Genomic DNA, 2,096 nt, shown 5'->3' on the forward strand with positions numbered 1-2,096 from the left:
TTGTAGGTGGGGGTGGTGGTGTCGTATTGGTTGAGGAACCAGATGCGTTGCTGGGCGGGCGACAACGGTGCGAACTCCGGCTCCCTCGCGGCGGCGGTCAGCGAGGGGCGCGGCTCCGATTCGGTGTCGTCCAGGAGCAGTCGCGCCAGAGCACGCGGGGTGGGGGCATCGAACAGACTGCGCACGGCGAGGTCCGTGTGCAGGGTCGCGTTCACGCGGGCGACTGCCCGGGTCGCCGTCAGCGAGTTTCCACCTGCTGCGAAGAAGTCGTCGTCCACTCCCAGACTCGACAGGTCGAGTGACGCGGCGAGGATTTCCGCGACGGTCTGTTCGAGTGGGGTGGTCGCCGAAAGCTGCGCGGGGAGCGGGGTGGATCGGAGGGTGCGGAGCGCGTCGCGGTCGAGCTTTCCCGACGGCGTCCGCGGAATGTCGTCGATCTCGACGACCGCGGACGGAACGAGCTGTGCGGGAAGCCGACTCGTCAGGTAGTCGCGGAGTTCGCGGGGTCCGGTCGCGCCGGTGGTCGTCACGTAGGAGACCAGTGTCGCGTCCTGGCCGCTCGTGTCCGGGCCGCCCGTCGAGGGGAGCGTCGCGCTGAACGTGACCGCCGGATGACCGGACAGCGCGGCGTCGATCTCGCCGGGTTCGATCCGGTACCCACGCACTTTCACCTGCGAGTCGCTGCGACCCAGGTATTCGAGGACGGCACACCGCTCGCTCCCGGTGTTCCAGCGGACGACATCACCGCTGCGATACATGCGACCGCCCGGTGGGCCGAACGGATCGGCCACGAATCGGGTGGCGGTGAGTGCGGGCTTGCCGTGGTAGCCGCGGGCGATCGCATCGCCCGCGATGTACAACTCCCCCCGGGCCCGGATCGGGACCGGTTGCATCCGGGCGTCGAGCACGACCTCGGTGACGCCGTGGATCGGGCCGCCGATCACATTCGCACCGTCGGTGGCCGGATCGTCCGAGATATCTGCCGCCACGGTACTTTCCGTAGGTCCGTACGCGTTGATGAGTCGACGGTGCGGAGACCACCGGCGGATCACGTCGGGGGTGCACTTCTCCCCGCCGGTCACGACGCACTCGAGGTCGTCGAGGCCCCCGGGGTCCAGGGTGGCCAGAGTCGTGGGGGTCAGGAAAGCATGGGTCACCCGGCTGTCGGCGAGATGCCGACGCAGTTCATCCCCGCCGTAGATCGTGGTGGGCACGATCACCGCCGTGGCTCCCGCAGACCACGTGAGCAGATACTCGAGTACCGACGCGTCGAAGCTGGGAGACGCGAAATGCGCCACCCGGGACGCTGCGGTCACCCCGGTACGTCCGCGCAATGTGGTTGCGAGAGAGTTCAATCCACGGTGACCGACCACCACGCCTTTCGGAACCCCGGTGGACCCGGACGTATAGATCAGGTACGCCGCATTGTCGGGGCGGATCGTGGGCGCCTGACGAGCCCCCGTGTCACCGGTGTGCGGTGTCCGGCCGGCATCCGTGCCATCGATGTCGATCCACGTGACGGTGTCCGGCAGCGCGTCGCGACGACTGCTCGTGGTGAGGCCGACGAGGACTCCGGAATCGGTGAGCATGTGCTGGATGCGGATCTGCGGATACGTCGGGTCGACGGGCAGGAACGCGGCGCCGGTTCCGGCGACGGCCCAGACGGCGAGGACTGATTCGAGGGACCGCGGTATCGCGATGGCGACCACACTTTCCGGACCGACGCCCGTCTCGACGAGGCGGTCGGCAAGGATCAATGCGCGGGCCTGCAGCTCGGCGTACGTCAGCCGGCGGGCCCCGTCGTCTACGGCGATGGCGTCGGGCGAGCGCTCAGCGGCGTCCGTGAGGATCGCGCCCAGGGTCCGCGGCTCGTCGGCTGCCTCGCCCCGGGCCGGCACCACCGCTCGGTGCTCCGCGGCGTCCAGCAGGTTCAGGCGGGCAATGGGCAGGGACGCGTCGGATCCCATGGCGACGAGCACACGTGCCAGTTGCCCGAGGATCGCGTCGACGCTGTCGGCATCGAATGCCGACAGCTGGAAGATGCACCGCAGGTGGAGTGTGGTGTCGGTGGTGGTGGTGGTGGCGGCGAGTGCGAG

1 protein-coding gene is annotated in these 2,096 nt (G+C 69.0%); it reads right to left on the reverse strand.

From position 1 onward, the window contains the following. Positions 1–2,096: non-ribosomal peptide synthetase (locus G9373_RS45060; protein ID WP_167121297.1), on the reverse strand; the 2,096-nt coding region annotated here is incomplete at both ends.

It is taken from the genome of Rhodococcus sp. A14 (assembly GCF_011603105.1).
Classification (GTDB): domain Bacteria; phylum Actinomycetota; class Actinomycetes; order Mycobacteriales; family Mycobacteriaceae; genus Rhodococcus_F; species Rhodococcus_F opacus.